Below are 24,284 nucleotides of genomic sequence, written 5' to 3'. Positions count from 1 at the left end.
CACCGACTCCCTGGCTGCTAGACAACACTGCAGGCTTGGCCGTTCAACGTGAAGGCCGTCGGACTGGCATTGCTGCCGTTCCAGGTTCCGTTGAAGCCCGGTGAAGAGCCGAGCGTAGCCCCCGGCGGAATAGAAGCGTTATACGACAGATTCGTAATGGTCACCGCGCTCCCTGACTGCGTGTAGGAGCCGTTCCAGAGCTGAGTGATCGTCTGACCGCTCGGGAAAGTGAACTGCAATGTCCAGCCGTTGATCGCCGTACTTCCAGTATTGGTAATAGTGAGGCTCGCGCTAAAGCCGCCCGGCCACTGGCTGGTGACCGCATAATGCACGGCACAGCTCAGGCTGGCTGTCGTCGTCGGCGTGGGTGTCGGTGTAGGCGGCCTCGGCGTCGCCGTCGCCGTCGGCGTTGGCGTGGGAGCCACTGTCGCTGTCACGGTCGGCCTGGGCGTGGGTGTCGGCGTCGGCGTGGCCGTTGCCGCGCTGCCCGGCGTAAAAACAACCGTCGTCAACGTATAGGGAGCGATCGATATACTGGGCAGCGGCGAACCCGAAACGCTCGTCGAGCTGATGGCGCTGCTGCTGGGACCATAGGAGTAGACGCGGGCGCTGCTGGCGGCAGTGTAGCCATTCAGCGAGAACGTCACATTATAGGTATTGCTCGGGTCCTTGTTGATCAACAGTACCGCCAGGTTGCCATTGGCCTGGCGCACCGCATGGACGGCCACCAGCGTCTGATTAGATGAAGAGGAAACCATCGTATCGCCGGCATTGCCCAGATACGAGAGCATCTGCAGGCCATAGTAAGCCGGGAAAGGTGTATCGGCAGCCGGCTCGCACGGTCCCCCACTGATACAGCCGCCATTGGCCAGCACCCCATAGTCGCCATACTGAGCCGAGCCATAGAGGGACGAGCTGGTATTGCCGGCCACCGGGCCATTGTGCAGCGTCCACCAGTCGACGCTCGTCACACCGTTCTCCAGCCAGGTCATATAATCATCGTCCTCATAGAGGGCGTTGACAATGCTGACCGTCTGCTTACCGGGATTAGAAGAGACCGAATTGGTCTCAGTCAGCAGAATCTGGACGGCGCTGGCATGGGAGCCACAATACTGCGACAGCTCCGAGCGCAAGGTTGAAACCATACTCGGGATCTGGCTGGTCGAGGCCAGCAGGCCCGAGTCCGACTCATTGCCCGGATTCTGCGGGTACCAGTGAATGATGACGAAGTCGATGGCAGAGCAGGCCGTCGACAGAACGGTCTGGTTCCAGGGCTGAGGCGAAGCGGAATTAGTCACGCCATCAGGCCAGTTGCCCGGCGTCGTCAGCACGGCACCAACCTTGATCGTGGGATCAACAGCCTTCATCGCCTGACTGTAGGCGACAACGTTGTTGGCATAGGCTGCCGAGGTATGCGGATTATTGTTGTACTCCCAGCTAGCTCCATAGGTGCCATCGCCATAGACCTCGTTACCAATCTCCCAGTATTTGATTCCATAGGTATGACCGGTACTGCTGGCTCCCGCGTAGGTCGGCACAGGGCCGTTGTAGCCAGGCCCTCCCTTGTTAGCATACTGGACCCAGCCAGCGGCTTCCGAGGGCGTACCGGCGCCATAATCGACGGTGATGATCGGCTGGGCCCCCACGGACTGCACCAGGCCCATAAAGGCGTCAAAGGTATTGTTGGGATCAAGCCAGCCCTGGCCGGAAACCAGGGAATGCGTCTGCCAGTGGTAGACATCGGAGGTTGAGCCGCCCGGAAAGCGCAGCATGCCGATGCCAGCGTTCTTGATGTCGGTATTGGCCGCGCTATCCAGCAGATTGCTATCCCAGACGGCAGTATTGAGGCCACGGCTCAGCGCGGTCAACGTTCCTAGTGACTGGTTGGCATTGACCGAGACTTGAACGCTGCCGGCAGCCGCCACCTGGCGCGCGCCAAGTGGGTTGAGCAGCACGAGCACCGAGATGAGCAGGCAGAGCAGCAGAGCACAGATGCCCACTGCCCGCGCCCAGTGAGGCCGGGATACACCTAGGCGTGCAAACATCGCGGACATTCCCCTTGTAGATCCCTCCTTGCCTTGAGCAGCGTCTGCCGCGACAACGGACAGGTAGATGAGGGATGTATTCGTGTTTTTCACGGCCTCACCATAGCCCAGGTCTGCTTGGCAGATCAACGACAGACGATGAGCATCTGGACAGCAGCCCTGGCCTCCTCATGAGTATCCCTTCCCTTTTGCTTTCTCGCTCCTCTTTCCTCAGAGAGTCAACCTCAGCCACAGTGCGAATCGCTTCTGCCTTCGGCACGAGCCAGTCACCTCTCCCGTGACTTCTGACCTCAGCAGGGCCTGGCATGGTGCCTGCACGCCATCGGCCTCTCGGCCTGCCACCCCCCAATCAGGCAAGAGAGCGTCTCTGGATGCTATACTGATAGAGTGGCTCCAGGCAGGCCGCCAGCGGCCTGGCCACGGTGAGCAGGCGGGTCAGGTCCCAAGTGAGACACCCAAGGAGTGATCATCTACCTACCCCATCAGCACAGCAGGAGGAGGAAAGCATCATGGAGATCCGCCGAAGTGGCTCTCAGCCATCGCAGCGAGGACCAGCCGAGCATTTCACGGGCAACGTCCGCATCGATCCACTGTTCGAAGCCCGGGAACCTGGGCGCGTGCGGGCCATCAGCGTGACCTTCGAGCCGGGCGCCCGCACGGCCTGGCATAGCCATCCGCTCGGGCAGATCCTGATCGTGACCGCTGGCAGCGGGCGGGCCCAGCGCTGGGGCGGTCCGATCGAAGAGATTCGTCCAGGCGATGTCGTCTGGTTCGCACCCGGTGAGAAGCACTGGCACGGCGCCGCCCCCACAACGGCGATGACGCACATCGCTATTCAAGAGCAGCTTGATGGACGCACAGCCGACTGGATGGAGCCGGTCAGCGACGAGCAATATCAAGGAGAGGCCTAAGCAGACCCTCCTGTCCGCCTTCCTGTCTTTCTCTCCAGGGTTGCCAGAGCTGACGAATGTGATAGACTGAACGAAGCAGAGCGTCGCGACCCAGGGAGAGCAAGCAGTCGCCCTGGTCGACGCGATGTCACCGTGACCACCGAAGAGGGGAGGCAAACCACCGCTGACTCACGACGAGAGCCTTCGGCCCCAGCTCGCCCGGCGCTCAGCTAGCGAGCTGGCAGCTATCTGGAGTACCGTACATACACCGCGTCTACTGCTTCGGCGCCTGCGGGCTGAGGATGGGCCAGCCATGTTTCGCGTGCACGGCGATCCAGCCACCTACCAGTACAGCCCGGAGGGCGTCCACCGCTCTCTGGCCAGTAGCGAGGCCATGCTGCGACTCTGTCGGCACCACTGGGCCAGGCACGGCTTCGGCTACTGGGCCATAGAGCTAGCCAGGGATCAGACGGTCATCGGCTTCGGCGGGCTGGAACAGCAGTGCTGGCGGGAGCACACCGTTCTTAACCTCTACTACCGCCTGACGCCGAGCGCCTGGGGCCACGGCTACGCCACGGAGATGGCCCGCACGGCCCTGCAGCTCGCTCGGGATCATCTGCCACAGCTCCCAGTCATCGCGCGCATCAGAACTGCTAACCTGCCATCTCAACAGGTCGCGCTCAAGATTGGCCTGCGCAGGCTTCCTGAAGAGCTGGAGGAGCCGGGCTACTATATTTTCGCTTCCGAATATAGCGGCTGGTAGGCGAAAGCGAGCCGTTACGAGAGGATGAACCATTCTGCCCTTGCATCCTGGCCCGCGGAGCGTATATCCTGGTAATGAAGGATCGCGAGGCTCGCGCGCAGGCAGGCTCTGGCCGGCAGATCGACCGGGGAACCAGAGCAGAGCAAAGACCAGAAAGGAAGCGTTCATAGACCACAGATGGAGCAAACCGCAAGGACGCGCCTCTCTCACCCATCGCGTCGACGTTATGCGCGGCTGGCTGTAGCCTTTTTTTTCTTTCTCAACGGTGTGCTGCTGGCGACCTGGGCGGCCCGCATTCCCGCCATTCAGGCCCAGCTCTCTCTTGCGCCGGCAGCCTTGGGGACGGCGCTCTTCAGCGGGGCCGTCGGGGCCCTGGCCGGCATGAATGGCGGAGGCTATCTGGCAGCGCGCTATGGCAGCCGCCTGGTCGTCATCCTGGCCACGCTGAGCCTCTGTCTCATGCTGGCCCTGGTTGCATTCGCGCCCTCGCTGCCATTCCTGATCATAGCTCTGGCTCTGCTAGGGGCCAGCTCCGGGGCAATGGACATCTCCATGAATACGCAGGGCGTGGCCGTTGAGCATCTCTACGGGCGCCCCATCCTCAACTCTTTCCACGCCTGCTACAGCCTGGGTAGCCTGGGAGGCGCCCTTGCGGGCGGCCTGATCGCTGGCTGGAACACCTCCTTGCCGGCCCACTTCGGCGGCATCGCCCTCGCCGGAGCTATCCTGACCTTCGGTGCCATACCAGCCCTGCTGCCCTCTTTCAGCGACCAGGGCGCACGCCAGGAAGAGGGAGGCGCCCGAGTCATCTTTGCTCGTCCGACACGAGCCACCCTGGCGCTGGGGCTGATCGCTTTCTGTTCTCTCTTCGGCGAGGGAGCGATGGCTGACTGGAGCGCCCTCTACCTGAACAGCAACCTGCACAGCGGGGCCGGCCTGGCCCCCACTGGCTACGCCGCCTTCTCCATCATGATGATGGCCAGCCGTAGCGTAGGTGACGCGCTCACGACACGCCTGGGAGCGGGCTGGATGGTACGTCTTGGGGGGCTGCTAGCAGCCAGCGGTCTCACACTCGTTCTGTTGACCCCTTGGCTGCCACTGGCCTTACTCGGCTTTGCCCTCATCGGTAGCGGTCTCGGCGTTACCTTCCCTCTGACCCTCAGCGCCGCCGGGCGCCTTACCGGCCAGGGCCAGGCCACCAGCACAGCCCTGGCTGCCGTTGCCACCTGCGGCTACACTGGCCTCATGGCTGGCCCTCCGACCATCGGCTTTGTGGCCAGCCTCCTGGGCCTGCGCCTCGCTTTGGGCCTCATCGTCCTTCTGAGCCTGGGCATCAGCCTCATGGCTGGCGCCGCAGACAAACCGTCGATCTCTGCTTCACCAGGCGTTCCACAGAGCCACAAAGCCGAGAAAGAGCGCACTGCCTCTGAGCCTCCTCCAGGGTCATAAGCCTCTCCTCTTCTTCACCTGTCCCACCTGCTAGCCACAAGCGAATAGGTCAAAGGCTGAGCCATTCTTGAGACTTTCTAGAGTCTCGTCTGCTATCCTCTTGAAGGGGAGGTTCATCCCTCCATATGCCTCACCAGTCAAGCCGGAGAGACTTTTTGCGCGGAAAGAGCATATTCAGTGAACATCATGAGTGAGGACCCGGACCAATGAGACATTCTTTGCAGCGATCATTATCCCGCCGGCGCAACTGGTGCCGGCTCGCTGTAGCACTCTTACTGGCAGGGCTGCTACCGGCCTGTGTCAGCAGCGCACCTCAGCCTCCTACGCAACCGGCACAAGGCATCCATCTTATCCAGCACGTCATTATCATCATGCAGGAGAATCGCTCCTTCGACAGCTATTTTGGTACCTTCCCGGGGGCCGACGGCATCCCCATGCGTAACGGCATCCCCACGGTCTGTGTACCCGACCCGGCCACCAGGCAGTGCGTCAAGCCCTATCATGATACCCAGGACCTCAACGGTGGTGGTCCACACGGAGCTGCGAACGCGCGCGCTGATATTGACGGCGGTAAGATGGATGGCTTTATTGGCCAGGCCGAGCAAGGCCGCCGAGGCTGCGGGCAGACTTTGAATCCAATCTGCAGCGGAACCCAGCCAGAGGATGTCATGGGCTACCACGACGCTCGTGAGATCCCGAACTACTGGACCTACGCCCATGATTTCGTACTGCAGGATCACCTCTTTGAATCGGCGGCCTCCTGGAGCCTGCCCTCGCATCTCTACCTTGTCTCAGCCTGGTCCGCTCGTTGCCGCCGGGCTGGCGATCCCATGAGTTGCGTCAACAACATCCAGGGGCCGGTCAGTACTAAACAGGCTGCTCCCGGCAAAGCCGACTATGCCTGGACAGATCTAACCTACCTGCTCTACCAGCACCATGTCAGCTGGGCTTACTATCTGGACCAGGGAGCTGAGCCTGATTGCGAAGATGACCAGATGATCTGCACTCCACCGCCACAACAGGCGCACGTACCCGGCATCTGGAACCCGCTTCCCAACTTCGATACCGTCAAGCAGGATCACCAGCTTGGCAACATCGAGGACCTGTCAAACTTCTTTACAGCTGCCCGTGAGGGGAAGCTTCCTAATGTCTGCTGGATCGTGCCTAACAGCAAGGATAGCGAGCATCCCCCGGCCCTGGTCAGCACCGGCGAAGCCTACGTCACGCGACTCATCAACGCCGTCATGAGCAGCCCCGACTGGAAGAGCAGCGCCATCTTCCTGGCCTGGGATGACTGGGGAGGCTTCTATGATCACGTGGTGCCTCCACACGTCGACGCTAACGGCTATGGGCTGCGCGTCCCTGGCCTTGTGATCAGTCCCTATGCCAGACAGGGTTTCATTGATCACCAGACGCTGAGCTTCGACGCCTACCTGAAGTTCATCGAAGATGACTTTCTCAACGGGCAGCGCCTTAATCCTCAAACCGATGGGCGCCCCGACCCGCGACCCACAGTCCGCGAGCAAGTACCGATCTTGGGGAATCTGGTTGCTGACTTCGATTTTTCGCAGCCGCCGCGACCGCCGCTGCTGCTCACGCCCGTTCCTGGGCCAGTCCCGCTGACAGCCACACCCTGATTCCCTCCCTCATCTCCCCACTGGCCAGACTACCCCTCCAGTCCAGGCACAACAGAAGGCCGGAGCCGGGGAAACGGGTCTGACTTCCCCCATCCCTGAGTCTCCCCGCTCCGGCTAGCCGGCCAGTTTCCAAAAGCCGATGATCTTCAGGCAACAGCTGCGGCGCTTTAGCGGTCCGGCGCCTTGTTGGTGGCCTGCTCAGTCTCCGGCTCTAAGAGCAAGGCCAGAAAGGCCTGGGCCGCGGGCGAGAGATGTCCCGCCCGACGCTGAACCAGATGCAAGGTCCGCTGGAGCGCGCCATCGCCGATGCGCACAGTACTCAGCCAGCCAGCGGTAACCTCAGCTGCAACCGCCGCCTGCGAAATGATTGCCACGCCCATATTGGCAGCAACGGCGCGCTTGAGCGCCTCATTGCTGCCGAGCTGCATAGTCACCGGGGGTTGCATTCCAGCCTGTTGAAAAGCAGCCTCAATCACGCTGCGCGTTCCAGACCCGGGTTCGCGCCAGAGCAGCGTCACCTCACGCAGAGCCGCTAAAGGGATACTCTCCAGATGGGCCCAGGGATGCCAGGGAGGCACAATCAGCACCAGCTCATCCCGACGATAAGGGGTCAGCAGCAGGCTCTCATCAAGCGCTTCGACACGGCTCTCGATCAGCCCCAGTTCACGCCTACCCGTCCGCACCTCTTCATAAACTGCCTGGGAGTTCTCAATGGTCAATTCAATCTCGACACGAGGATAGCGACGGTGAAAGAGAGCCAGCGTGACAGGTAAGAGGTAGTTGCCGATGGTCGTACTGGCAACCAGAGAGAGGCGGCCTGCTTCAATGCGATGCAGGCTTTCCAGGGCATCCGCCGCCGCCTCAATCTCCGCCATGACCTTGCGGGCATGCTCTTCAAGGACCAGCGCCGCTTGTGTGGGCACCAGGCGCTTACCAACCTGCTCGAAAAGCGCCAAGCCTAGCAGATGCTCCAGCTCATGGACCTGGGCCGAGACCGCTGGCTGACTCAGATGCAGTTCTTCAGCAGCATGAGTGTAGTTACGGTGTCGCAGCACCGCCAGGAAGATACGCAATTGGTAGAGGGTCACATTGTGTTGCCAATGCCTGACCATAAGTATGTCTTCAGCAAGAGTCGTTCAGACGAGCAAGACACCCGTCCGGGGCAGGGGTCTGGCTCCCTTCGGTCGGAAGAAAGCCAGCAAGCAGATAGCCTGCGCTCTTGGTCAGCCCGGACTTTTCCCGAGGGTTACTCAAGGCTTTGCTTAGAGTATAGCATCTCTCGTCTGACGAGCAGATATCGTCAGAGTCGTCTTCAGACCAGTTCTAGCCTTACCTACCAGGCGCATCCCCTTTCTCAAGAGTAGAGCCTTCCCCCTGGCTTGAGTGTGGGTAACCCTTAGTGACTGGCTCTGGTAGCTGGCGCTTCTTGCTCCTAGACTCTAAGAAAGAAAGACCAGCGGAGATACTGCTCCTTGTTGACCAGACCTGCACTGATTGCCTTCTTCTATTCTTTAGCAGGAAAGAGGCATCATAAATCAAGCGAATTTATCATATCCGAGCAAGAAAAGCCGAAGGAGCTGATGAACCTATGATTGATCTTCCAAGAATATCGCAGCGCCAACCCTCAACAGCAATGCCAGCCTGTCCGATCTGTCACCAGAGCAAAAGCGTCGCATCTGTACCGGAGCTTTACAAGCAGAGTTGGCAGCGCGGGGACCGACGGCTGGCTCCTCCAGCCCCACCGCGCGAGCGCAGCTTTCTCCTCTGGCCCATTACCGTAGGTGGCATCACAGAGACCGTCACGCTTATCGCTGTCATGCTGCTTTGCGCGAGCGGCCAATTCACTTTCCTGCAATATGCTCTGGCCGTGGTAGGCATCTGCATTCCCTTGCTGCTCTCAGGCTACGGCTTTGCCCGCCTGCTGACTGCAGAGCAGCAGAAAGCAGATCTGCTAGAGTGGGAAAAGGCCCTTGATACCTGGAACCATTCCTTCATCTGCACAGCCGACCAGGTCATCTTCACGCCGGCAGAGCAGCCGCAGACCAGGCAGCCAGCGGACAGGCAGCGGACAGAGCAGCTGGCAGTTGCCACTGCCCTCTAACGAGGGAGGAGTGAACAGACTGGCCCGTCCACAGAAGGGGAGGAGAAACGAGACGCTTGCGCTTGCGCGAACAGGCCCCGAGAGCGCTGAGCGGGGCAGCGAGCCTGCACCTGCACAGCTCTCGCGGGGCCTCGTGCCCTCTTTCTTTTTTCTTTCTTTCAGCCCTCCTATCCCAGCAGCAGGCAAACCCTAGCTAGGGATAGCTCACCAGGTAGGCATTGGTCGTGGTCGAATTCGAGGGGCCGCCAGTGTTATTGATAATGTGTTGGATGGTCCCCACGCCACCGAGCGAGACCGTCACCAGGTCATGGAAGGTTACCCCCGCCGTATCGGGCACCTCAAAGGCGCGATCCGCGACAATCGAGGGATCGACATTGAAGTAGCAGTAGCTGCCCACGCCCCAGGCTTCATGGCTGGTGACCGAGTTCGCTACTTTGTAGGCGGCATAGCCGCGCGTACTGCCGTTCATCCAGGCCGCCTGGTTGGGCGGATCGTAAGGCATCTCGTTCTGGAAGAAGTAGGTGCGCCCACCATTGCCGTTCCAGATGACCTCGTACTGCTGATAGTGCTCGACAAAGAGACCATACATGGTCACGTTGTTGCCGTTGACGACCAGTCCGTTGGCGGCAGGGTTGACGGTCCAGCCAACGCCGCTGCCGTGGTCGGCCCGCCACAGCCAGAGATCATCACCGATGACGTTGTTGCTGTTGATCACCAGGCTCTGGGTAGCCTGACCGGGACCAGCTCCCCCAATGCGGAAGAAGACATCACTGAGCACGGTCGGATTGGCGGCATGGTTCTGCGCTGAGCCGCTGGGACCAACCTGGAGCAGTACCGGAGAGTTGACTGGACCAGCGTCAAAGAGAAGACCCGCGATCGAGACCCCGTCGACATCGGCCACCGTCATGGGAATGACCCCATTCTGCGGCACCAGCGTCGCCAGCCCCAGGCCCAGCACAACCGTATTCGGGCGCGTGATGTTGATGGTGCCGTTGAGCTGGTAGACTCCCGGCGTGAAGAGCAGGTTCAGGCCCTGCGCGAGGGCATTGTTAATGGCGGCCACCGAGTCACCAGGATGGGCGATATAGAACTGGCTGATGGGAATCGAGCTACCTGCTGGCGTCCCATTGGCCCAGGTTGTTCCCTGACTATTGCTGCGCAGCGCTGGCACGAAGACGTAGTAGTTGCCGCTCTGGTCGATATAGAGGAAAGGCTTCTCTCGAATCACCGGCGTCTGGTTGACGACCGTCTCCGGCGGATTGGGGAAGCTCGGCGGCGGCGCGCCGTTGACTCCGACAAAGACCATGTTCCAGACGCCGCCGTTCCAGCTGCCAAGCTGGTCGTTGCGCGAGAGCCACTGCTGCTGCGAGCCAGACTGCGTTTGACCGGTGACCAGGCTGTCGGCAAGGAAGCCTCCGCTGGCCCAACCGCCATCCCAGAGCAGCAGATTGCCCTGGATGTCAACGCGGCGCAGCGGCGAGGCCTGAGCCGCGGCCCACTTGTTCCAGCCGCCAGAGGGAATGATCTTGAGATTCTCGGCGCCGCGCCAGAAGTTCTGCGTAGCGTTGCCGTTCATCCAGGCCGCATCGAGATTGACCGCCCCATTGATCACGACATCGTCAGGCGAGCGACCCAGCCCCAGAACCTGGGTGTAGAAGCCGACGTTGACCGTGACGTTGTAGGTGCCCGGCTTGAAGAGCAGAGCATAGCGATTGGTGCCAAACTGGTTGGTCTGTTGCTGGCTATAGATGGCGTCAAGGGTGCTCTGAATGGTCGAGCTGGGCATCGAGGGATCGAAAATGTAGACGTTCGGCCCGAAATTGGGCGTACCCGCTGGTGGGGTCCCTGTAGGGGTCGGAGATGGTGTAGAGGTAGGCGTCGGGGTAGGCGTGCCACCTGCCGACGGCAGGATCTCTAACCCATTGACCTGGGCATTGTCCACCACTGTGCTGAACTGGATTGTTAGCGTCCCGCTCGTCGAGGCCGTCGCACTAAACTCCTTCACTACCGCCTTGTTCGCCCCTCCCGCTGCCGCATAAATGTCAAAGTTCGTCAACACCTGCTGCCCGTTGATGCTCACATTAAAGACTCGCTTGCCCGCCGCACTCCAGTACGTCTCGGCAAAGTGCAGCCGCACCGTGTAAGCCGCCCCCGCCGTCAGGTTCGGCACCGTGTAGGTGAAGTTGCCGTAGCGGTTGCTCTGATAGACCGCCTGCGGCGCCGGGTTCGTCACCCCCGACGTATCAATCGCAGTGCTCGTGCTGGCCGTTGTCCCTCCACTATAGTAGCTGTCCGCTACAAACGGCGCCACCGCCGGCCCACCCGCGTTGATCTGCACAGCGCCCGCGACAGGTGTGGGGATAGGCGTGCCACCTGCCGACGGCAGGATCTCTAACCCATTGACCTGGGCATTGTCCACCACTGTGCTGAACTGGATCGTTAGCGTCCCGCTCGTCGAGGCCGTCACACTAAACTCCTTCACTACCGCCTTGTTCGCCCCTCCCGCTGCCGCATAAATGTCAAAGTTCGTCAACACCTGCTGCCCGTTGATGCTCACATTAAAGACTCGCTTGCCCGCCGCACTCCAGTACGTCTCGGCAAAGTGCAGCCGCACCGTGTAAGCCGCCCCCGCCGTCAGGTTCGGCACCGTGTAGGTGAAGTTGCCGTAGCGGTTGCTCTGATAGACCGCCTGCGGCGCCGGGTTCGTCACCCCCGACGTATCAATCGCAGTGCTCGTGCTGGCCGTTGTCCCTCCACTATAGTAGCTGTCCGCTACAAACGGCGCCACCGCCGGCCCACCCGCGTTGATCTGCACAGGTGCCTCCGCATGGGCATGAGGGGCCGAGTTGAGCGTTGGCAGCACGAGAAAGAGCGAGCAAATAGAGAGGAGGATCAGTAGACTCAAAAGACCTTGTTGCGCAATCCTGCGCCGTTGTTTCGCCCTGGGAGCATATGCGTCCATGACATCTCCTTTCTGAATGGTCGCTGCCGGCAGGAAGGATGAGAGGCCCGGCCCAGTCCAGCAGGCCAGTCAAGCCAAGTCAAGCCAAGCCAAGCCAGCCGGCACAAAAGTAAGCAGGCAGAGCAGCCGATCGGCTGGTGCGCGGGCTAGCTACGTCCAGCGAAGACAATCGGGCAAGAGGGGTCTCGCCTCCTTTCTGTGCTGTCTGGCCCGGTTAGCCCCCCGGTTGTGGCGAGGCGGGCCAGCGGGGCCGGGATCTCTGGTTCGCCATTTTTCGAAAGAAATCGAAATCGTTTTCTAGAAGAAACTATACGGATTTGTCCTATGCTTGTCAAGAGAGCGAGCTGAAGGGTTGGCAGCAATAGCAACAACAGAAGGGAAGGAGCAAAGGAGAGCACAGATGATTGCGCAGCAGCTGTGCTATAATAGGTCGGAAACTTTCAGAGGGGAGCAAGCACAGCACAAGTCAATGGCAAGACGACACAACATCGACGGGCGACCCACGATCGCCCAAATTGCCAGAATAGCGGGAGTTTCGGTTCCCACGGTCTCCAAGGTCCTGAACGGGCGAGCTGACGTCTCGCTACCGACGCGCGAGAAAGTCGAGCGAATTATCGAAGAGTACGGCTTTGTGCGCAACCGCGCGGCGCGGGCGCTGCGCAAAGGGAAGACCGGCCTGGTTGACCTGCTGCTGCCGCGACTGGACGACGAATACTATCTGCCCATCCTGGAGGGAGTGGCCCAGGTATTGCGCGAGGCTGGCCTGCGCCTCGTATTGACAGCCACCGACTATAAGTCGGAGGAAGAGGTGCGCTGGATCACCACGGTCACCGACCACTCGACCGATGGCATTCTGGTAGTCCTCCCATCGGAGCGAGCGATCGAGCAGCTTGAGCGCTCGGGCCTGCCATTTGTGTTGATTCACAACCAGGGGGGTCTACAGGCAATGGCGCCCTCGGTGCGCATCACGAGCTGGGAGGGAGGATTTGTCGCCACAACCTACCTGCTCCGGCTTGGCCATCAGCGCATTGCCTACATCGGCAAGACCTCCCCGGCCAGGGATGCCATCGAGCGCATCGCCGGCTACCGTGCCGCTCTGGATGCCGCAGGGCTACCGCTGAGGCCAGAGCTGGAGTGCGATGGCGACTTCACCGAGGCCAGCGGCTACCAGGCCACTCTGCGCTTGCTGGAGCTGCCCGAGCCACCTACGGCGATCTTCGCCGGCAACGATCGCCAGGCGGCTGGCGTCTACCGGGCCCTGCACGAGCGCGGGCTGGCCGTCCCCGAGCAAATGAGCGTGGTGGGCTTCGATAATCTGCCCTATACCGAGATCATGAACCCACCGTTGACGACTATTCATGCGCCCCGCCTGGAGCTGGGCCGAACGGCGGCGACGATGCTGCTGCGCCTCATCAATGGTGAGCAGTTGGAGATGCCACGCGTGGTACTACCAACGCATCTGGTGGAACGTCAATCGTGCTGTCCTCCGCGCCAGCACCAGGGATGAAGCGACCCAGGAGAGTCGAGCCGGGCAACGAGGCCCGCGCTCCCTCCCATCCCCAAGGGAGCGATGAAGGCAAGACCCGCAACAGTGCGCGACGCGGGCGGGCAGTCCCGCCCGTTCCTCAGCAGAGTGGCCCGCTGACCGCAGCTCCTAGAGGAGCGGCTTCTCGTAGAGAATGATCTCCAGAGATTGGATCTCTCCACAAGGCTGACGCTGCTGATAGAAGGTGCGCCCCCCTTTCCTGGTCGATCGATGGGTCCCTTTATAGGCGACATGCAGCCAGTTCCTCAGAGCGCCCTCGCTCTCCCAGGCCAACCATCCCAGCGGCAGACGTGAGGTTGAGGAGCAGGGAGATCGCTATGATAGCACCCCGCCCACACTTATAACAAGACAAAGCCAGCCCCAACGGCATCCACGCCCGCAAGATCTCCCCAGATAAGCAAGAGGATGGAGAGAAGTCTCGACGCTTGCGCTCTTTTTTCGAAAAGAAGCCCTCGGATTTTCAACGCCCCTTGACAGAGAGCCACGAATTCTCTATATTCAAGACAAAGCTGCCGATATTGATTTCGTAAACTATCGAAAAACAAAGGAGGGAGAACTGCGCACTGCCTCCTCTCTCCCTGGAGACAGGCGGGGAGAGAGACCGAGCGGGAGATGAGCCGGCTTTTCGGCTCTGCCGCTTCACCGCGATCTCATCCGATCGACCAACTTGTGCAGCAAAGAAGCAAAGGAGTTGTCATGGACGCACCTACTCCCAACGTAGCAAGGCAGCCTGGGTTACAGAGATCGCCATCATCGTCGTCGCCGCCCTCGCCGCTGCCGCACCTGATTCGCGGGCTGCTGATTTTAACGCTGCTATGCTCATGGAGTGCTCTAGCAGCGTTGCTGGCTCGGGCGCCTATAGCGCTGGCCGCTGCCCCCATACAGATCAACGCGGGCGGGCCCGCGGCCTCGCCTTTCATCGCCGATACCGACTTCTCCGGCGGCGGCACCTCTTCCTCCTCCAACTCCATCAGCACCGCCGGCGTCACCAATCCCGCCCCACAGGCCGTCTACCAGACCGCCCGCCTCGGCAACTTCTCCTACTCCATTCCCTCGCTAACCCCGGGCGCCAGCTACACCGTCCGCCTCCACTTCGCCGAAACCTACTGGACCGCCTCCGGCAAACGCGTCTTCAATGTCAGCCTCAACGGGCAAACGGTCCTTGCCAACTTCGACATCTTCGCCGCCGCCGGTGGTGCCAACAAGGCCGTCGTCAAGGAATTCACCGCCACCGCCTCCTCCAGCGGCACCATCACCCTCCAGTTCAGCTCTGTCGTCGATCAGGCCCAGCTCAACGGCCTGGAGGTCCTGCCAGCCTCTAGCAGCGGCTGGACGCTGGTCTGGAGCGATAACTTCAGCGGGCCAGCGGGCAGCTCGCCCTCGGCAGATAACTGGATCATCGACACCGGCACAGGCTACCCCGGCGGAGCGGCCAACTGGGGCACTGGCGAGGTCGAGACAATGAGTAACTCGACCAGCAACGTTTATCTCGACGGCAACAATCACCTCAATATCACCGCTATTAACAACAATGGGAGCTGGACATCAGGGCGCATCGAGACCAAACGCAGCGACTTCGCCGCCCCAGCAGGAGGCATGTTACAAATCACGGCCTCCATCAAACAGCCCAACCCGGCCAACGGCCTCGGCTACTGGCCAGCCTTCAGCGCTATGGGCGCCCAGTACCGCGGCAACTACCAGAACTGGCCCGCTGTCGGTCAGATCGACATTTTAGAAGATGTCAACGGGCGCAATGCTGAGATCGCAACGCTGCACTGCGGCAGCGCCCCAGGCGGCCCTTGCAATGAGTACAACGGCCTGACCAGCGGCCTGGCCACCTGCCCAGGCTGCCAGAGCGGCTATCACACCTACTCAGTGATCATCGATCGCAGCCTCTCAGACGAGCAGATCCGTTGGTACCTGGACAATCAGCAGATCTGGATCGTGCGCGAGAGCCAGGTCGGTGTGAGCGCCTGGCAGGCTGCCGTCGATCACAGCTTCTTCCTGATCTTCGATCTGGCCATCGGTGGCTCCTTCCCAAACACCGTTTGCGGCTGCACAACGCCCACAAGCGCCACCTCCTCGGGCGGCACCTTGAGCATCGCCTCGGTAGCAGTCTACCAGAAAACGGGCACAGCGCCGCCGGCTCTGACGACGCCGCCAACGCCGAGCGGAGCCAGTGTCGTCAAAGTGACAGGGACACAGGGTAACTGGCAACTGCAGGTCAACGGCTCGCCCTACCTGATCAAGGGCGTCACCTTCGGCCCTCCGAACGCCGCCGCCCTGGCCTATATGCCCGACCTGCAGGCCCTCGGCGTCAACACGATCCGCACCTGGGGAACCGATAGCAGTACACAGTCGCTGCTCGACGCCGCCGCAGCCTATGGCATTAAGGTTATTAACGGCTTCTGGCTCTCACAGAGCGCGGACTATGTGAATGACAGCGCTTACAAGGCGAGCCAGCTCAGCGCCATCCAGAGCCTGGTCAACACCTATAAAAACAGCCCGGCGGTCCTGATGTGGGACGTGGGCAACGAGGTGCTGCTCAGCCTCCAGAACACCTTTTCGGGCACCCAACTGGAGCAGGAGCGCAACGCCTATGCGCAGTTCGTCGATCAGATAGCCCAGGCGATTCACGCCATCGACCCGAACCATCCAGTAACCTCGACCGACGCCTGGACCGGCGCCTGGCAGTACTACAAGGCCAATGCGCCTCACCTGGATCTCTACGCGGTCAACTCCTACGGAGCGGTCTGCAACGTCAAGCAGGATTGGATCAACGGCGGCTATACGGTCCCCTACATCGTGACCGAATCGGGGCCACCGGGTGAGTGGGAGGTGCCCAACGATGCCAATGGCGTCCCCCAGGAAAGCACAGATGTGCAGTCGGCCCAGGGCTACGCCAACGCCTGGAACTGTATTACCAGCCATAGCGGGGTGGCGCTTGGGGCGACGCTCTTCAACTATGGCATCGAGAACGATTTCGGTGGCGTCTGGTTTAACCTGAAAACCGGCGGCTGGAAACGGCTGGCGTACTACACAGTTCAGCAGCTCTATACAGGGCAGACGCCGCCCGCAAGCAGCACCCCACCGGTGATCTCCAACCTGACAGTGAGCACAAACACGGTGCCAGCCGGCGGCCAGTTTACTTTGAGCGCCAGCGTCAGTAATCCCGGCGGCAATCTGCTGCGCTACAACATCATGTTCTGCAGCAAGTACATCGATGGCAGTACGGGCTTGAGCTATGCCATCTTTAGCCAGACAGGCACAAGCACCTTCACGGTGACGGCGCCCAAGGTGCTGGGCACCTGGAAGGTCTATCTGTACGCCTACGATGGCCAGGGCAATGTTGGCATCGAGACGCGCTCGTTCAAGGTGGTGCCTCCACCTGTCAACGGGACCAATGTGGCTATTGGCAAGCCCACTACAGCCTCGTCCTACCAGACAACCGGCAACGGCGCCCCATATCCACCGTCAAATGCCACCGATGGCAACCTGTCAACGCGCTGGGCCAGCGACTGGAGCGATCCCCAATGGATCATGGTCGATCTGGGCCAGGTGACGCAGATTAGCCATATTCAGCTGGTCTGGGAGGTGGCCTACGGCTCGGCTTATCAGATCCAGGTGTCGAACGATGGCAGCACCTGGACAACGATTTATTCGACGACCAGCGGGACCGGCGGCGTCGACGATTTCGACGTGAGCGGTTCGGGGCGCTATGTGCGCCTTTACGGAACAGCGCGCGGCACTCCTTACGGCTACTCGCTCTGGGAATTCGGCATCTATACCCACTCCTGATGGCACCCCCGGCATGGCGCACCCCAGTCGGAGCGCCGCGACCGTGAGTGTCCGCGGGCCAGGGTCACTGTCGCTCGCTCGTCTGCTCGCTCCTCCTGGCCCGCCGCGCCCGTTGGGAAGAGGTCGCGCCATCATGGCCACCCTCTTCCAGCGGGCGCTTCTCTGTCTCTGCTCGCACACGGGCAGGGAAGCAGGCCCAGCGCGGCAGACAGCCAGGCCAGTGGCCACCCAGGGCAGTTACGGACCGCGCTCAAGCATGCTCCGGCTGCGGCTCGCGCTCGGGACCTGGCTGCCCGGCAGCGGCAGGAGGCCACTCAGGAAGCGCTGCCACCTCCGAGCCGGTTTCCTCAAGCGGCAGAACCAGACAGGCTTCAGGCGGGAAAGAGAGCAGCACACGCTGACCGGGAACCAGGGTCCCGGCCTGCAGACCAGGCAAATCAACCGTGAAGAGCTGACCGCCAGCGGCGCGCACGCGGAAGCGCGTCACCGCTCCCAGAAAGGTACGCAGCTCCACGGTACCCGAAAGCGCATTCTCCTGCTCCTGACCCGGACCACCATCCGCGGCTGCACTGCTCGCCTCGTCGAGCTGGCGCAGTGTGACCAGCTCCGGGCGCACCACCAGCAGCACCGCAGAGCCATCGCTCAGCTCTGGCTGAGGCGGAACACGCAGGAGTATCCCATCAAGGCGGCAGCGGCCTTCTGCCGCGCGTTCAAGGCGGGCAGATAGGCGAGTACTGGCCCCGACAAAGCCCGCCACAAAGACCGTGCGCGGACGGCGATAGATCTCCTCGGGCGCCCCAAGCTGCTCAAGGCGACCGCGGGCCATGACAGCGATGCGGTCGGAGATCGCCAGAGCCTCCTCCTGATCATGGGTCACGTAGATGACGGTCATCCCAAGCTGTTGTTGAATGCGCCGGATCTCCTCGCGTAAGGTCACACGCACCGCCGCATCCAGCGCCGAGAGCGGCTCATCGAGCAGCAACACTTTCGGCTCGACAGCCAGGGCGCGCGCCAGAGCAACGCGCTGCTGCTGTCCGCCCGAGAGCTGATGCGGATAACTGCGCGCTCGCTCGGCCAGCCCTACCAGGGCGAGCAGCTCCTCGCAGCGCTGGCGGATCAGGGCAGAAGGCAGGCGCCTCAGTCGTAAGCCAAAGGCGATGTTCTGCTCAGCGGTCATATGCGGGAAGAGAGCGTAAGATTGAAAGACCATGCCCATCGGGCGCCGGTTGGCCGGGCGCGTAGTGATCTCCTCCTGGTCAAGCAGGATGCGCCCGGCATCCGGTTGCTCAAAACCAGCGATGAGACGCAGGGCGGTAGTCTTGCCACAACCACTCGGCCCCAGGAGCGTCAGGAACTCCCCCCGCTCAACCTCCAAAGAGAGGCGTTCAACTGCCCGCGTTTTTCCAAAGGATTTGGTCAGCTCCTGCAGTTCTAGAAAAGCCATACGCGTTATCCTTATGCCATGCTCACTAGCTAACCAGCCGACTTAGCGCAGTCCCGCCCCCTCGATCTGCCCTGGTAGGGCGGCCCGACCTGCCCCAGCCTGGAGACGGCTGCCCGGCACCATGCCCAGGACACAGAAGAGCGTCAGCAGAAAGCTGAGCACCGCCAGCAAGGCCGCCCGATGCGGATCATTCTGTCCTGTCATGTTCAGATAAATCGGGAAGGTATAGGTATTGAAGAGGCTAGCCAGCGTCAGCTCACCCATCACCGTCGAAAAGGTCAGCAGGGCAGCAGTCAAGACGCCCGGCCAGATATTGGGCAGAATCACTTGTAGCAGCGTCTGCCACCAACCCGCCCCCAGGCTGGCCGCTGCCTCTGTGAGGCCCCTGACATCGACCGCGCGCAGGCTGTTGTCAATGGCTCGATAGGCAAACGGCAGCGCCACAATAACGTAGGCGCAGACGAGCAAGAGAGGAATGTCCAGCAGAGGAAATACGTTGCTCAGTAACGGCACCAGGCCCAAGGAAAGTAGGGCCACCAACGGACTGCTGGCGGCGGCGCCGTTATATTCCTGCAGCAGGCCAGTCCCGAGCACAATGGGTGGCACCGCGAAAGGGAGCAGAGCCAGGGCTTCGAGCAGAAAACGCCCCTGCGGCAGTCGCAGCCGTACCTGATAAACGGTGGGGGTGAGCAGCAGCACGACCAGCAAGGTAGTTCCCGCCGCCAGCCCCAGCGAGGTCAGCAGGGTCAGCCAGAAATCAGGATCGCCAAAGACGGCGCTGAGGGCCGAGAGATCTCCCCAGCCGTGACCGCCGCTGAGACCAAAGACCAGGGTGGCCGCCAGCGGGATCAGCAAATAGAGCAGTACCAGACCGAGCGCCAGTCTGGCCGCCAGCAGTCCGCGCCAGTGGCTCATCGGTTGTTGCATGCCTCTCCTCCTTATCCTTGCGCGCGTCTCTGCCCGCTAGCGGCCCAGCCAGCGGTTTGCCCGCCTGAGCATCGTCGTATAGAGCGCAACCACGGTCAGCAGCACGACCATCATGCCAACGGCAAGGGCGTCACCCAGGCCAAAGTCAACGGTCACGTTGCCATTGACCAGAAAATCAATCAGAATGGGGACCAGGTTGATATTCCCTTGAGCCAGAGCATAGGCCGTAGCGAAGGCCCCAAAGGCATTGGCAAAGAGCAGCATGGTCCCGGCAACCAGCGAAGGGAAGAGAATAGGCAGGGCTACGCGCCACCAGTAACTCGCTGGCGAGGCCCCTAGATTGACGGCGGCCTCACGCCACTCCGGGCGCAGTCCACTCAAGGCGGGCAGCGTCACCAGGATCATCAGCGGGAGCTGAAAATAGACATAGACCAGTACCAGGCCCCAGAACTGGTAGATGCTAAAGCCGAGCGTGTAGAGATCGAGATGCAGCCAGTTGCGCAGAGCCACCGTCACGAAGCCGGTGACCCCAAGCGTCGCGATGAAGGCGAAAGCCAGCGGGACACCGGCGAAGTTCGCGGCGATGCTGCAGAAGCTGACCAGCAGATTGCGCAGCCATCCCTGGCGCAGGCTGGCCAGGCCATAGGCCGCTACAGCGCCGACTAGCCCCCCGATCAGCGCCGTGACCAGGGAGAGAGCGATACTGTTCTGGAAAGCCCGCAGATTACTGGCCTGGGCAAAGAGCCGCTGATAGCTAGCCAGACTCAACCCCGTGGTGCCACCATTCGTCAGGCTTCCCTGAATCGTGATGATCACCGGGAGCAGCTCGAAGAGCACACAAAAGAGCAAGAAAGGGATGAGCACCGACCAGGCAATCAGGCCAGCCAGACGCCAGACGCGGCGCTGAGGTTGGCCGCCGATCTCTCGGCTGGCAACGCTGGTCTGAGTTTGCACCTCCCTCTCATCTCGCGCCCGTACGAGCATGGGCACACCTCCTGATCAGATGAGCAGCCGATCACAGGTCCGAGCGCCCTCTTCGGCCAACCCACCAGGACCAGGCGGACTGGCCAGACGAGCGCGCCCGCCCCGTCGAGAACGCTTCCTTCTCTCCTGCCTTCCTCGCCCGGCTAGGAGCCAAGCACCTGTGGGCCCCAGTTATTATTGACCAGGGTCGAAGCTGCATTGAGCTGAGCCAGTGACGGGAAGCGCACATTGGCATATTGCTCAGCAGGTGGCAGCTTGGCCGCCAGGTCAGGGGGGACCTTGCCAGCGGCTACCAGCTTTTGATAGCGGGCCGGATGAGCGTAGCCCTTCAGATAGAAGAGCTGGCCTTCGTCAGAGAAAATATATTCGATCCAGAGGCGGGCGGCGAAAGGATGGGGCGCCGTCTTATTGATCACCGAAACATAGGGACCAGCGATCGAGCCATCGGAGGGAATGATCACCTCCAGATGGGGCTTGCCAGCCAGCTGATCGCGGAAGCCCAGCCCGAGGTAGTCCCACATCACGGCAATGGCCACCTCGCCGGTCGAAATATTGGCAATGCTGGAGCGAGCGACCGTGAAATTGCCGCTTTTCTTGAGCTGGGCAAAATAATCGATGCCGGGCTGAATATTGTCAAGGCTGCCCCCATTGGCCAGGGCGGCGGCAAAGACGGCCAGAAAGGCATCGTTGGCCTGGCGCGGGTCGCCATCGATGCCAACCATATTTTTATAGTTGCCGCGCAGCAACTCGGCGAAAGAGGTCGGTGGCTTCTTGACAATGTCCGTATTGATGACGAACGCCTGCGCACCATAATACTCGGTGCACCAGTAGCCGTTGGGATCTTTGAGGTTGGCGTCGATGTCGTCCCAGTGGGCATGCTTATAGGGAGCAACCAGACCTTGCTGAACAGCCAGAGGGCCGAACTTGAAGCCGACATCACCAATGTCACCGTGGGCGCGTGTCTTCGAGTTCTTGAAGACCTCCAGTTCCTGAGCTGAGGAGTATTCGGCTTCGGCTTTGTAGGAGATGGGCAGACCATAATGGCTGGTGTAGCCGGCCAGAATGTCCTTGTAGTCAGCCCACTCGGGCGGGATGCCCACAGCCTGCAGCTGACCCTCTTTTTTGGCATTAGCAATAAGTGTCTCCATCTTGATGGGACCGGCCATGTCGACACTGGCACTGGTAGCACTGCTGCCACTGCTCGTGCTTCCACAGGCTTCAAGCATGGCCGCCAGAGCACTGGCCGAGAAGCCAGCCAGGCCCACCCGCTGCAGAAAGCGACGGCGGCTCTGCTGGCTTAAGATGTCATTCAACAGGAGCAGTTCCCGGTCCTGGCTACGTCTAGGGCGCATCAAAAGGCTACCTCCTGATCGTTGGCATGCACGGAGAATAAGGCTACACGGTCACGTGAGAAGAACTGCTGGTTCAGCATGCTAATTCTTCTTTTGAAGCAGCAATCCCTACTTCTCATTAGAACAGGCAAAAGCAAGCGCATCCAGCAGATGGACAAACGGCGAGACAGCAGGTCAACGGCAGGCAGGCCCGAGGCGGAGCACAGAGCGCAGGCCCAGTCTCTCCGTACGCTTGCTCTCTTCACGCTTCTTCATGGTAGGGCGGCTATGCTAAGAGGAGGTTAATAGATCAGGCAGGAGTTGTTAAGGCTCAGTTATATTTCGCCCAACGCCGCAGGAGCAAGCTTCCGGGAAGGCTCGTCACGCGACTTCACCAGGGCAGTATGGCACCCAGTAGGAGAACAATTGATTTATCACGCATTTTCTGCTACCATAGAAGCAGGCTGGCATCTCTAGTCAGGAGAGACTCAGGAGCAAAACAGGAAAGACTGCCCAGCGTCTGAGACAACCATGTGGCAGCCCAGCAGCCGGGCGGACTGGCAGAGTGCTACGGGTGCTACCCGCCAGGGCCGCGCGCGGGCCGCACTGCTTAGCTCGGTGTCCAAGGAGGACCAGCGATGTTCACGTCAGCGACCTGGCAGTCTCTGTCAGTGCTGCACAGCAGTGGGCTGCTTCTCTCTGCTTCTCTCCGCCTATCCAAACCTACTTCATGCTCTTTCGTGCTCCTCTCGACTCCCTTTCTTGCGGGCGGCCAGTGGTGAAGACCGCCCGAGGCCGCCCAGCTACGGAAGCCGGGTCTCTCAGCGTTGATCAGCCTGTTTGTTTCCCTTTAAGGGCGTGTCCCGATCTGACTGTTAGCAAAGGAGGAGGCTCGCACATGGAACAGCGCATCTATCACGGCAGCCTTTCCCCGGACGGTCTGGCCGACTACCTCGTCCAGACCTTTGGCCAAAACTACAGCTATCTCGGCTGGGGAGGTAGCACGCTCAGCACTATCGCCCAGAAGATTGGGCAGGGGGATCACGTTCTGGTCCAGATCGCGCAGGCGCGTCCCTGGAGTGGACGCCTGCGTACCGCTCTCGGCGTCAGCATCTCGCGCCTACCCGATGGTATCAGCGTCAGTGTCGGCCAGAGTCACTGGTTAGAAGGCTCGCTCACAGGGATGCTCTGGAGCGCCTTGTTCTTCCCGCCACTCTTGATCTTCCCGTTGATCCGCGGCATTGGAAACTTTAGCTTCTACCAGGACGTCTGGCAAGCCATCGAAACCTACTGCCTCCAGGCCCAGGCTACGCGCGTCAGCACCAGCACCCTGCACGGCCTCTACTGCGCGCGCTGCGGAGCCCTCAACGACGAAGCGGCCCAGCACTGCCATCTCTGCGGCGCCACCCTGGCAGCCGGCCCGGCCAGCAGCACCGGAGCGCCCGAGCAGGTAACCTGCGACAGTTGTCACGAGCGCGTCGTCGCGGCCCGCTTCTGTGGCAATTGCGGCGCCTCGCTGACGCCAACGCCTCCCGCCAGCGCCTCCCCTCCATCGCAAGGCCAGCCAGGCAACGCCTAGGGCCGTCCAGCACAGCCGAGAGCCTGCCGGAAGCGATCGCAGGTGATCCATCCCCTTCCGGCAGGCCCCTGTTCCTCGCACCTGATCTCAGGCAGGAGCGGCCCCCCTCAGTCCCAGGGGCGAGAGCCGCGAGGGCAGCCTTCCACCCTCACCGGCCTCTGCATCCCACATCATGAGTGCACCGTCAGCACAATGTTGCCACTGTAGCTCTGGCCGGCGACAATGGGCCTCGCAACCCCATCGACTGTCAGGGTGAGTGTGTAGCCCGGCGGCGCCGTCAGGGTCGCGCCCGGAGCAAGCACCAGTTTGCTCAGATAGCTGGTCCCGGTGACCGTCCAGCGTGATCCCGCGTTGAGCGTCACAATCACCCCATTGTTAATAACTGGCGAGGGCGTATTGCTCACTTCGCCCAACTGCTGATAGTTGGCTGAGGTGATCGTGCTCACGGCATGGCGCGCCAGCGAAGCCGAAATCACCCCGGTCAGGCGGGCCTTATTGAGGGTCAGCACCATATTCATGTCGCCCCGCATGCCATTGAAGAAATTGCCCGTGAGAGCGATCTGCGAGAAGGTGGCCACAGCATCGCTGCTATGGACCGCCGTCACATCGAAGCTGCTGTCCTTGACCGGTAAGCCGCTCGGCTCCGTATAGACGCCGGCGTTGACCAGCTTGCCGTTGACCATCACCGGACCCGGATCATCGTTCTCCATCAGCTGTAGCAGCGTGCCATTGGCCGGCAAGAGACGGGCGCCCTGCGAACCATCGACCGTGATCGCCACCGCCTGCCCCTTGTCCAAAAAGGTCGCTTCCTGGGTCCTGAAGAGCGTG

15 protein-coding genes and 2 pseudogenes are annotated in these 24,284 nt (G+C 61.2%); 8 read left to right on the top strand and 9 right to left on the bottom strand.

Annotated elements, in window-relative coordinates; translation table 11 throughout:
- Positions 1-17: 17 nt before the first annotated feature.
- The gene (locus tag IRZ31_RS09705) at positions 18-2,045 is read right to left on the bottom strand and encodes a cellulose binding domain-containing protein (RefSeq protein ID WP_297152878.1); all 2,028 of its coding nucleotides are present in this window, start codon (positions 2,043-2,045) and stop codon (positions 18-20) included.
- Between the two features lie 509 nt (positions 2,046-2,554).
- Between IRZ31_RS09705 and IRZ31_RS09700 the strand changes: the two genes are divergently transcribed.
- The 4 genes from IRZ31_RS09700 (at position 2,555) to IRZ31_RS09685 (ending at position 6,784) form a co-directional block, all read left to right on the top strand.
- Positions 2,555-2,956 (top strand): cupin domain-containing protein, encoded by a 402-nt coding sequence (locus IRZ31_RS09700; protein WP_297152876.1) that lies wholly within the window; start codon positions 2,555-2,557, stop codon positions 2,954-2,956.
- A gap of 163 nt (positions 2,957-3,119) precedes the next feature.
- On the top strand, positions 3,120-3,698 hold the full coding sequence (locus IRZ31_RS09695; RefSeq protein WP_363325657.1) for a GNAT family N-acetyltransferase: 579 nt from the start codon (positions 3,120-3,122) through the stop codon (positions 3,696-3,698).
- 177 nt (positions 3,699-3,875) lie between these two features.
- Positions 3,876-5,147, top strand: coding sequence for an MFS transporter (locus tag IRZ31_RS09690; protein WP_297152874.1), 1,272 nt, complete (start codon positions 3,876-3,878; stop codon positions 5,145-5,147).
- Positions 5,148-5,353: 206 nt separating this feature from the next.
- The gene (locus IRZ31_RS09685; RefSeq protein ID WP_297152872.1) at positions 5,354-6,784 is read left to right on the top strand and encodes an alkaline phosphatase family protein; all 1,431 of its coding nucleotides are present in this window, start codon (positions 5,354-5,356) and stop codon (positions 6,782-6,784) included.
- A 167-nt stretch (positions 6,785-6,951) separates the two neighbouring features.
- On the opposite strand, the gene IRZ31_RS09680 is transcribed toward IRZ31_RS09685, so the two are convergent.
- Positions 6,952-7,896 carry a LysR family transcriptional regulator gene (locus IRZ31_RS09680; protein ID WP_297152871.1) on the bottom strand — a complete coding sequence of 315 codons (945 nt, stop codon included), beginning with the start codon at positions 7,894-7,896 and terminating at the stop codon, positions 6,952-6,954.
- Positions 7,897-8,372: 476 nt separating this feature from the next.
- Here IRZ31_RS09680 and IRZ31_RS09675 point away from each other — a divergent pair, with 476 nt between their 5' ends.
- Positions 8,373-8,885 (top strand): hypothetical protein, encoded by a 513-nt coding sequence (locus tag IRZ31_RS09675; RefSeq protein ID WP_297152869.1) that lies wholly within the window; start codon positions 8,373-8,375, stop codon positions 8,883-8,885.
- Between the two features lie 193 nt (positions 8,886-9,078).
- Here the strand turns inward: IRZ31_RS09675 and IRZ31_RS09670 are convergent, their stop codons facing one another.
- Together IRZ31_RS09670 and IRZ31_RS21375 are read right to left on the bottom strand one after the other, a co-directional pair.
- Positions 9,079-11,223: a malectin gene (locus IRZ31_RS09670; protein WP_363325656.1), complete on the bottom strand. Its 2,145-nt coding sequence runs from the start codon at positions 11,221-11,223 to the stop codon at positions 9,079-9,081.
- A 60-nt stretch (positions 11,224-11,283) separates the two neighbouring features.
- Positions 11,284-11,847, bottom strand: a pseudogene (locus tag IRZ31_RS21375) (malectin); the annotation flags it as partial.
- Between the two features lie 469 nt (positions 11,848-12,316).
- On the opposite strand from IRZ31_RS21375, the gene IRZ31_RS09665 reads away from it, so the two are divergent.
- Positions 12,317-13,354 carry a LacI family DNA-binding transcriptional regulator gene (locus IRZ31_RS09665; protein WP_297152866.1) on the top strand — a complete coding sequence of 346 codons (1,038 nt, stop codon included), beginning with the start codon at positions 12,317-12,319 and terminating at the stop codon, positions 13,352-13,354.
- Positions 13,355-14,089: 735 nt separating this feature from the next.
- The gene (locus tag IRZ31_RS09660; protein WP_297152864.1) at positions 14,090-17,191 is read left to right on the top strand and encodes a discoidin domain-containing protein; all 3,102 of its coding nucleotides are present in this window, start codon (positions 14,090-14,092) and stop codon (positions 17,189-17,191) included.
- A 250-nt stretch (positions 17,192-17,441) separates the two neighbouring features.
- Here the strand turns inward: IRZ31_RS09660 and IRZ31_RS09655 are convergent, their stop codons facing one another.
- The 4 genes from IRZ31_RS09655 to IRZ31_RS09640 all read right to left on the bottom strand — a co-directional run bounded on the left by IRZ31_RS09655 (position 17,442) and on the right by IRZ31_RS09640 (position 21,898).
- On the bottom strand, positions 17,442-18,635 hold the full coding sequence (locus IRZ31_RS09655) for an ABC transporter ATP-binding protein (RefSeq protein ID WP_297152862.1): 1,194 nt from the start codon (positions 18,633-18,635) through the stop codon (positions 17,442-17,444).
- 42 nt (positions 18,636-18,677) lie between these two features.
- Positions 18,678-19,562 carry an ABC transporter permease subunit gene (locus IRZ31_RS09650; RefSeq protein ID WP_297152860.1) on the bottom strand — a complete coding sequence of 295 codons (885 nt, stop codon included), beginning with the start codon at positions 19,560-19,562 and terminating at the stop codon, positions 18,678-18,680.
- A 36-nt stretch (positions 19,563-19,598) separates the two neighbouring features.
- Positions 19,599-20,546: an ABC transporter permease subunit gene (locus IRZ31_RS09645; RefSeq protein ID WP_297152858.1), complete on the bottom strand. Its 948-nt coding sequence runs from the start codon at positions 20,544-20,546 to the stop codon at positions 19,599-19,601.
- 143 nt (positions 20,547-20,689) lie between these two features.
- Positions 20,690-21,898, bottom strand: coding sequence for an extracellular solute-binding protein (locus IRZ31_RS09640; protein ID WP_297152856.1), 1,209 nt, complete (start codon positions 21,896-21,898; stop codon positions 20,690-20,692).
- Between the two features lie 877 nt (positions 21,899-22,775).
- Here IRZ31_RS09640 and IRZ31_RS09635 point away from each other — a divergent pair.
- Positions 22,776-23,456, top strand: a complete 681-nt coding sequence (locus tag IRZ31_RS09635) for a zinc ribbon domain-containing protein (RefSeq protein ID WP_297152854.1) — start codon at positions 22,776-22,778, stop codon at positions 23,454-23,456.
- A gap of 170 nt (positions 23,457-23,626) precedes the next feature.
- On the opposite strand, the pseudogene IRZ31_RS09630 reads toward IRZ31_RS09635, so the two are convergent.
- Positions 23,627-24,284: pseudogene (locus tag IRZ31_RS09630) on the bottom strand (hypothetical protein); the annotation flags it as partial.

Source organism: Thermogemmatispora sp. (assembly GCF_019683635.1).
GTDB lineage: Bacteria > Chloroflexota > Ktedonobacteria > Ktedonobacterales > Ktedonobacteraceae > Thermogemmatispora.
Note: the sequence above shows the minus strand (reverse complement) of the source record. Positions and strands in the feature narration are given on the sequence as shown.

Bases quoted from the DNA above. Each gene is read 5' to 3' on its own strand.
- IRZ31_RS09705 (WP_297152878.1), bottom strand. From the start codon at position 2,045: ATGTTTGCACGCCTAGGTGTATCCCGGCCTCACTGGGCGCGGGCAGTG.
- IRZ31_RS09700 (WP_297152876.1), top strand. From the start codon at position 2,555: ATGGAGATCCGCCGAAGTGGCTCTCAGCCATCGCAGCGAGGACCAGCC.
- IRZ31_RS09690 (WP_297152874.1), top strand. From the start codon at position 3,876: ATGGAGCAAACCGCAAGGACGCGCCTCTCTCACCCATCGCGTCGACGT.
- IRZ31_RS09685 (WP_297152872.1), top strand. From the start codon at position 5,354: ATGAGACATTCTTTGCAGCGATCATTATCCCGCCGGCGCAACTGGTGC.
- IRZ31_RS09680 (WP_297152871.1), bottom strand. From the start codon at position 7,896: ATGGTCAGGCATTGGCAACACAATGTGACCCTCTACCAATTGCGTATC.
- IRZ31_RS09675 (WP_297152869.1), top strand. From the start codon at position 8,373: ATGATTGATCTTCCAAGAATATCGCAGCGCCAACCCTCAACAGCAATG.
- IRZ31_RS09665 (WP_297152866.1), top strand. From the start codon at position 12,317: ATGGCAAGACGACACAACATCGACGGGCGACCCACGATCGCCCAAATT.
- IRZ31_RS09660 (WP_297152864.1), top strand. From the start codon at position 14,090: ATGGACGCACCTACTCCCAACGTAGCAAGGCAGCCTGGGTTACAGAGA.
- IRZ31_RS09655 (WP_297152862.1), bottom strand. From the start codon at position 18,635: ATGGCTTTTCTAGAACTGCAGGAGCTGACCAAATCCTTTGGAAAAACG.
- IRZ31_RS09650 (WP_297152860.1), bottom strand. From the start codon at position 19,562: ATGCAACAACCGATGAGCCACTGGCGCGGACTGCTGGCGGCCAGACTG.
- IRZ31_RS09645 (WP_297152858.1), bottom strand. From the start codon at position 20,546: ATGCTCGTACGGGCGCGAGATGAGAGGGAGGTGCAAACTCAGACCAGC.
- IRZ31_RS09640 (WP_297152856.1), bottom strand. From the start codon at position 21,898: ATGCGCCCTAGACGTAGCCAGGACCGGGAACTGCTCCTGTTGAATGAC.
- IRZ31_RS09635 (WP_297152854.1), top strand. From the start codon at position 22,776: ATGGAACAGCGCATCTATCACGGCAGCCTTTCCCCGGACGGTCTGGCC.